Source organism: Rhodococcus sp. MEB064 (genome assembly GCF_000834565.1).
Classification (GTDB): Bacteria; Actinomycetota; Actinomycetes; order Mycobacteriales; family Mycobacteriaceae; genus Rhodococcoides.
Genome location: NZ_JXQS01000029.1, coordinates 20,450 through 27,765, shown reverse-complemented (window position 1 = coordinate 27,765; position 7,316 = coordinate 20,450). Strand labels below are relative to the sequence as shown.

The following is a 7,316-nucleotide window of genomic DNA, read 5'->3' as shown; positions in this document are numbered from 1 at the left end:
ACCACCGAGAGCAGGGTCGCCGGATCTGCCAGCAAGGACCGCTCGGTCAATTCGGCGACCACGACGAACCCCTCGACCGCGCGGCGGCGGATGTCCCGGAGTCGCTCGCGGACGGAGTACTCGGTACTCACCCCGGACGTCGGTTCGATGTTGACGAACAAGCGATAGGGAGCATGCAGGCCCGCGTCGACAGCACCTTCGATTGCCGCTAGGCGGCACACCCAGTCGAGAGCACCGAGAAGTCCGCGCGTCGATGCCGTGCCGAACACGTCCGTCACGTCGGCGTCGGGGTACGCGGGCCACCGCGCGAGCGCCTCGTATCCGATCACCTGGCAGGTACCCAGTTCGACGACCGGCTGATAGCTCGCGCGAACCGAGCCGATGTTCGCCAGGACCGATTCCGTCACCAGAGATGTCGAGCCGGTGGACTCGTCATCGTCGACACTCATCTGTGACCCCTGCCTGGAACGCGACGGAGGCGCGAGCGGTCCCACCATAGTGACACGTCACGGCCGGACGGGCCGGTTCACGCTCGCAGAACCTTGACCATCGGACGACCTTTCGCCAGCTCGTCGACAAGCTTGTCGAGTCGGCGGATGTTCTGCATCAGCGGGTCCTCGACCTCCTCGACGCGCACACCGCACACCGATCCGGTGACGAGCGCAGCATGCTCGTTCATCGGTGCCGCATCGAAGAAGTCGGCGAACGTCGTCTCGGATGCCAGATGGTGTGCGAGCTCGGAGTCGTCGAAGCCGGTGAGCCACCGGATCACCTCGTCCAGCTCGTCCTTCGTGCGACCTTTTCGCTCCACCTTCGCGACGTAGTGCGGATACACGGACGCGACTGCGGTGCCGAAGATGCGGTGCATGCCGACGATTCTATGGCTGATCGGCCGCTTACTGGAGCTTCGAGACCGCGAAGGTCGCACCCTGCGCAGCGCTGCCGTTCGACCCGTAGGTGAGGTGCGCGAAAGTGTTGAAGCCACCGATCTGGCAGACCGGGTCACCGAAGTTGCAGAAACTCCGCGCCTTCGGACCGTAGGTGCTGCTGGCCGTCTCGATGCGCTGACCTGTCAGCCCCAGCGGATTGCCGAAGACGACGACGGCGCGGACTCGGTCGGCGACGGCAGCAGGAAGCACCGCGCCGGTAACGCTGCTGGGGGTTCTGAGCCCGACGGCATTGGACACGACCGTGGCGCCCTGCGAGTAGCCACCGATCACGAACTTCGTGCCGGGGCACGATGCTGCAACGGACGTGACGTGGGCGACGAGGTCCCTCGAACCGGGACCGGCACTGGCCTGCGTGAAATCCGCCGCATAATTCACCGCATACGTACTGACCGATCGACCTCCCGCTTGCGCCGTCAGACTACTGACGAACGGCCCGCCGGTAATGCCGAATCCGGGTATTTCACCCGTACCGCGCGCGAAAGAAACGTCGATATCCGAACAGGGCGCTGCCGTTGCGACTGCACCCGGAATCACCAGTGCCGATGCGACTACCGCTGCCGTTGCGCAGAATTGGGCGAAAAGACGAATTCTCATGTCACTCATTCCCTCGACTGTCATGGTCGACGGTCACAGTAACCAACTTGCCGGTACCGGCATAGCCTTTCGATGGAAAGAATGTCATGGCAACAATGCATGAATGTGCACGCGTGACATTGTTGGTGTGCCATGAATGAATGTGGCGCATGGGTCACGGCCGGTGCGCACACCCCCTGCGTGAACCGCACACCCTCGACAGCCGGCAGCAACGGGTGTGCGCTCACCACAACGGGTGCGCACAACCCCTCCAGCGCACGGTGGGCGGCGCTCAGCAGTCCGGCACCCCGGCACCCGCAGCAGTTCGGCGGCCCCCAGCAGTCCGGCGCTCAGCCACAGCCCGTGCACACACCCCCAGCGTGAACCGCACACCCCCTACAGCCGGCCGCAACGGGTGTGCGCTCACCACAACAGGTGCGCACACCCCCTACGCGAACCGCACACCCCCTACAGCCGGCTGCACCGGGTGCGCGCTCACCACAACGGGTGTGCACACCCCCTCCAGCACCCGCCACGTCAGCGATGCAACGGATCCCGACCGATGAAGCCCAGCAGACGAGTCTGGACGTCGGCGTCGTCGGGAACCGCGACGCGCGGACCGTACTGCCCGGACGAGCGGAGCAGGTCGTCGATCGGTTCCATGCCTGCGAGCATCTCGGCGCAGGTGTCCTCGTCGAGGTGCTCGTCCTGACCGGTGGCGCGGGCGAGGTCCCAGGTGTGCATGAAGATGTCCGAGACGTAGAACTGGCTCACCGCGACCGGCAACGGCATCGTCCCGACCATCGGGTGCTCGAACGGCGTGGCCGCGTCGGGTCCGTCGAGCACCCTCTGCACAGCCTCGGTGTGCACAGTCCACGCTGCGACGGGATCGTCGGTGACCGCCGGTCCGCGCTCGAGCTCCAAACCTGTAGCGCTCGACAGGAATGCGGGGAACCACTCGACCAGGTGTCCCACGACATCTCGCGCACGCCAGCCCGGAACGGGAGCCGGGGCATCCCAGTCGGTGGTGCCTTCCACGCGCGCGGTGAAGCCCGCCGCGACGACGCGGTGACGCTCGGCCGGATCGCCGGGAAGTGCCATGTTCGATGCTCCTTCAGGAAAGACTGTCCATGGGATCGGCGACGGCCAGGTGTGCGTCGTCGCCGGCGAAGGTCCGCGCCACACCGGGACCGGTGCTGCGGGTCTCGAACCTGACCGTCACGACATCATGCCCTGCGCCCTGAACCCACCCGTGCCCGTACTCGTCGTGTCGGACATCGAGCCCGGGCCTCCACAGCAACACGTCCTCGGTGACCACCGCAGCGGACGGTTGCGACGTCGTCACCGCGCTCCCCAGGTCGACGCTCTCCTGGTCGAGCTCGGGGAACAACGACTCCTGCCGGACCGTCGACAAGCCCGCCAGTCCGACCCCGACGAGGCGGATGCTGCCCAGCTCCTGCGGATCCAGGGCTTGACGCTGAGCGGTCGCGATGATGATCGACAGATCGACGGTGGCGTAGGGAAGAGTCGCCGACCGGGTGACGATGCTCATGTCCGACTTCCGCAGCTTCAGGACGACGGTCCGCGCAGCCCGCCCGTCCTTCATCAACCGAGCGTGCGCCGCCTCCGCGCTGGCCACGATGGCCGACCGCAAGCCGCTCATGTCGACGATGTCGGTGGCGAACGTCGTCTCGGCGCTCACCTGTTTGGATTCGGCGCGCTCGACGACGGGCCGGTCGTCGACACCACGAGCGAGGCGGTGCAGGCTCGGGCCGACCGCAGAACCCAGGACGGACGCTGCCTCCGCCTCGGGCAGCGCCGCGAATGCTCCGACGGTGAGCACTCCCAGGCGGCGGAGCTTGTCCTCGGCGACGGGGCCGATGCCCCACAACTTCCGGACCGGGAGAGTCTCGAGGAGCGTCGCCTGTTCCGACGGCGGCACCACCGTGATGCCGTCGGGTTTGGCCAGTCCCGAAGCGATCTTCGCGATCTGTTTGCCGGCGCCCGCGCCGATCGACGCCACCAGTCCCGACGCGTCCAGCACAGCGGCCCGCAGTCCCTCGCAGAACTCCTCGACCTCGGCCGGAGTCGCTCCGATCAGTTCGGTGGGCTCCCCGAAGGCCTCGTCCAGCGAGAGCTGCTCGATCACGGGCACGATGCGGCGCACCGTGTCGAAGACGACGGTGCTCAGCGCGGAGTAGACCTTCCCGCGTGGAGGGACGACCACCGCGTTCGACCCGATCAGCCGCCGCGCCTGGTGCATCGGCATCGCGGACCGAGCGCCGAACACCCGAGCCTCGTAGCTGCACCCGGCCACGACGCCGCGGCCGCTGGACCCGCCGACCAGAACGGGCCGACCGCGCAGCGTCGGCCGGGTGAGCTGCTCGACGGATGCGAAGAACGCGTCCATGTCGAGATGCAGCACCCAGCGTCTGCTGCGATCGGCCGAACTGCCGGTCACCCCGCAGTACCCGTCACACCGTCAGGCCTTCACCAACGATGCCCGCACTCCGTCACCCAGATCGACGGCGGCGTCTCCCGGGTCGCCCACCTGGAGGTCCGTCGCCAGGATCTCATTGGCGATGAGATCGCGGTGGGTGTCGAACCATGCCCTCCGCTCGGCGGGAACCTCGACACGCACGACGAGACGATCGGAGACGTCGAAGCCACCGGACCGACGGGCGTCCTGGAACTCCCGGACGCGGTCCTTTGCCCAACCCTCCGCTTCGAGCTCCTCCGTCACCACCGAATCCAACACGACGAGGCCGGCGTTACCCGGCAGCGCCGTCGTCGAATCCGGTTCCGTGGCAACGAGTCTGCGCGTGTACTCCGTGGGAAGCAGGTCGAGTCCAGCCGCCTGCACGACGCCGTCGGTCTCGGTCCACTCCCCCGCCTTCACGGCCTTGATGACTGCCTGGACCTGCTTGCCGATGCGCGGCCCGGCCGCGCGGGCGTTCACGACGAGCTCGAAGCGTCCGTGAGCATCGACGTCCGTCGTCAGATCGACGCGCTTGACGTTCACCTCGTCCGCGATGAGATCGGCGAAGGGCCGCAGCCGTTCCGCATCGTCGGCAGCGACGGTCAGCTCCTGCAGCGGCAGACGCACACGCAGGTTCTTCGCCTTGCGCAGCGACAGCGCCGCACCGCACACCGTGCGGACCTCGTCCATCGACGCGACCAACTCAGGGTCGGCCGGCAACTCCGTACCGACCACCGGCCACTCCGCCAGATGCACGGAGCGTCCGCCGGTCAGGCCGCGCCAGATGACCTCGCTCATCAACGGCAGCAGCGGTGCGGCGATCCGGGTGAGCACCTCGAGAACCGTGTGCAGTGTGTCGATCGCGTCGGCGTCCTCGTTCCAGAAGCGCTGACGCGAGCGGCGCACGTACCAGTTGGTCAGCGCGTCGCAGAACTGTCGGAGCTCGTCGCACGCCCCGGCGATGTCGACCGCCTCCAACGCCTCGGTGATGACGCGCGTGGTCTCGGCCAACTTGGCCAGGATGTAGCGATCGAGCACATTGGTGGAATCGGTCCGCCACGCCCCCGGCTTCGACGCGTACAGCTGCAGGAAACTCCACGCGTTCCACATCGGAAGCAGCGCCTGGCGCACACCCTCACGGATGCCCTGCTCGGTGACGATCAGATTGCCGCCGCGCAGGATCGGCGACGACATGAGGAACCACCGCATGGCGTCGGAGCCGTCGCGGTCGAACACCTCGTTGACGTCCGGGTAGTTGCCCTTGGACTTGCTCATCTTGAGCCCGTCCTCGCCCAGCACGATGCCGTGTGCGGCGACGGTCCGGAACGCCGGCCGGTCGAACAGCGCCGTCGCCAGGACGTGCAGGGTGTAGAACCACCCGCGCGTCTGGCCGTTGTACTCCACGATGAAATCGCCCGGGTTGTGCGTGGAGAACCACTCGGCGTTCTCGAACGGGTAGTGCACCTGGGCGAAGGGCATCGATCCCGACTCGAACCAGCAGTCCAACACCTCGGGGACCCGGCGCATGACGGACTTGCCCGTGGGGTCGTCCGGGTTGGGACGGGTCAGCTCGTCGATGAAGGGCCGGTGCAGGTCGGTCGGACGGACGCCGAAGTCGGCCTCGATCTGGTCGAGGCTGCCGTACACGTCGGTACGCGGGTAGGCGGGATCGTCGGACACCCACACCGGGATGGGGCTGCCCCAGTAGCGATTACGGCTGATGTTCCAGTCGCGGGCACCTTCGAGCCACTTGCCGAACTGGCCGTCGCGGATGTGCTCGGGAACCCACGTGATGTCCTGGTTCAGCTCGACCATCCGGTCGCGGAAGCTGGTCACGGAGACGAACCACGAGGGCACCGCCATGTAGATCAGCGGCTGACCGGAGCGCCAGCTGTGCGGGTAGGAGTGCTCGATCGTCTCGTGCCGCACAAGCTTTCCCGACGCCTTGAGATCCTTGATGATCACCGGGTTCGCATCGAAGATCATCAGACCCTCGTACGGCGGCACCATCGAGGTGAACTTGCCGCCGGCGTCGAGGGGCTGCACGACCTCGATGCCGTTGGCCGTGGCGACGTCCATGTCCTCTTCACCGAAGGCCGGTGCGAGGTGGACGATCCCGGTGCCGGAGTCGGTGGTGACATAGTCGGCCGACAGCACACGGTGGCTGTTCTCGTGGCCGAGGAAGAAGTCGAACGGTGGCGTGTAGGCGAGGCCGATCAGGTCGGCACCGGTGTGCTCGGAGACCACGACCGGCTCGTCGCCGAACTCCCGCGCATAGTGGGACACGCGATCGCGAGCGAGCACGACTCGGCCACCCTCGCCGTCCTCGATCTGGACGTAGTCGATGTCGGGGCGTACCGCCATCGCCAGGTTGGACGGCACGGTCCACGGGGTGGTGGTCCAGATCAACGCATCGGCACCGTCCAACGGTGAGCCGGGAGCGGTCAGTGTCATCCGCACGGTGACAGCGGGGTCCTGACGCATCTTGTAGGCGTCGTCGAGTCGCGTCTCCTGGTTCGACAGGGGCGTCTGCTCGTACCAGGAGTACGGCAGCACACGGAAGCCCTGGTAGACCAGGCCCTTGTCGTGCAGCTCCTTGAACGCCCACATGACCGACTCCATGAAGTCGAGGTCCAGCGTCTTGTAGTCGTTGTCGAAGTCGACCCACCGCGCCTGGCGCGTGACGTAGTCGCGCCACTCACCGGTGTAGCGCAGGACGGACTGCTTGCAGTACGCGTTGAACTCGGCCAGTCCCATCGAGTCGATCTGGCTCTTGTCGGTGATGCCGAGCTGCTTCTCGGCCTCGAGCTCGGCGGGAAGTCCGTGGCAGTCCCACCCGAAGCGTCGCTCGACCTTTTTGCCCCGCATGGTCTGGAACCGGGGGATCAGATCCTTGACGTATCCCGTCAGCAGATGGCCGTAGTGCGGCAGTCCGTTGGCGAACGGGGGCCCGTCGTAGAAGACGAACTCGTCGGCGTCGGCGCGGGCGTCGACGCTGGCGCGGAAGGTTCCGTCGGCGTCCCACCCGGCGAGCACCCGTTGCTCGAGGGCGGGGAAGTCGACGCCGTTCGATCCCGCACCGTACGAGACGATCGGGTAACCCGACGACGTGTCGGCCGGCTTCGACGGTTGATCAGTCATGGCGGTGATACTCCTGTGCCCGAGAAGATGCGGCACGGGGACGACATCCGACGCATCGTGCGTCGGAGCCGCGGTACCACCCCGCTTGGCCACCGGCGATGCGGCGACCCTCTCGTCGTTCGAGCTGTGACGGGCTCGACCCGTCCGGTTCTACTGAGCGCCCACTCCTCGTC

General features: G+C 66.9%; 6 protein-coding genes. All 6 read right to left on the bottom strand.

The features are described from left to right. The coding region (locus RU01_RS14510) for an EAL domain-containing protein (RefSeq protein ID WP_197074783.1) at window positions 1–449 on the bottom strand (449 nt) is incomplete at its 3' end. A 77-nt stretch (window positions 450–526) separates the two neighbouring features. After that, window positions 527–868: a DUF2200 domain-containing protein gene (locus tag RU01_RS14505; RefSeq protein WP_042575279.1), complete on the bottom strand. Its 342-nt coding sequence runs from the start codon at window positions 866–868 to the stop codon at window positions 527–529. Window positions 869–896: 28 nt separating this feature from the next. Continuing rightward, a complete protein-coding gene (locus RU01_RS14500) occupies window positions 897–1,544 on the bottom strand; it encodes a cutinase family protein (RefSeq protein ID WP_042575289.1) in 648 nt (215 codons plus the stop codon). Between the two features lie 516 nt (window positions 1,545–2,060). After that, complete coding sequence (locus RU01_RS14495; protein ID WP_042575278.1) at window positions 2,061–2,624, bottom strand: TIGR03086 family metal-binding protein; 564 nt, start codon at window positions 2,622–2,624, stop codon at window positions 2,061–2,063. Window positions 2,625–2,637: 13 nt separating this feature from the next. Continuing rightward, window positions 2,638–3,933: a DNA polymerase IV gene (locus RU01_RS14490; protein WP_442970529.1), complete on the bottom strand. Its 1,296-nt coding sequence runs from the start codon at window positions 3,931–3,933 to the stop codon at window positions 2,638–2,640. 72 nt (window positions 3,934–4,005) lie between these two features. Beyond that, entirely contained in the window at window positions 4,006–7,143 is a 3,138-nt protein-coding gene (ileS, locus tag RU01_RS14485) for an isoleucine--tRNA ligase (RefSeq protein ID WP_042575287.1), read from the bottom strand. Between the last annotated feature and the right edge of the window lie 173 nt (window positions 7,144–7,316).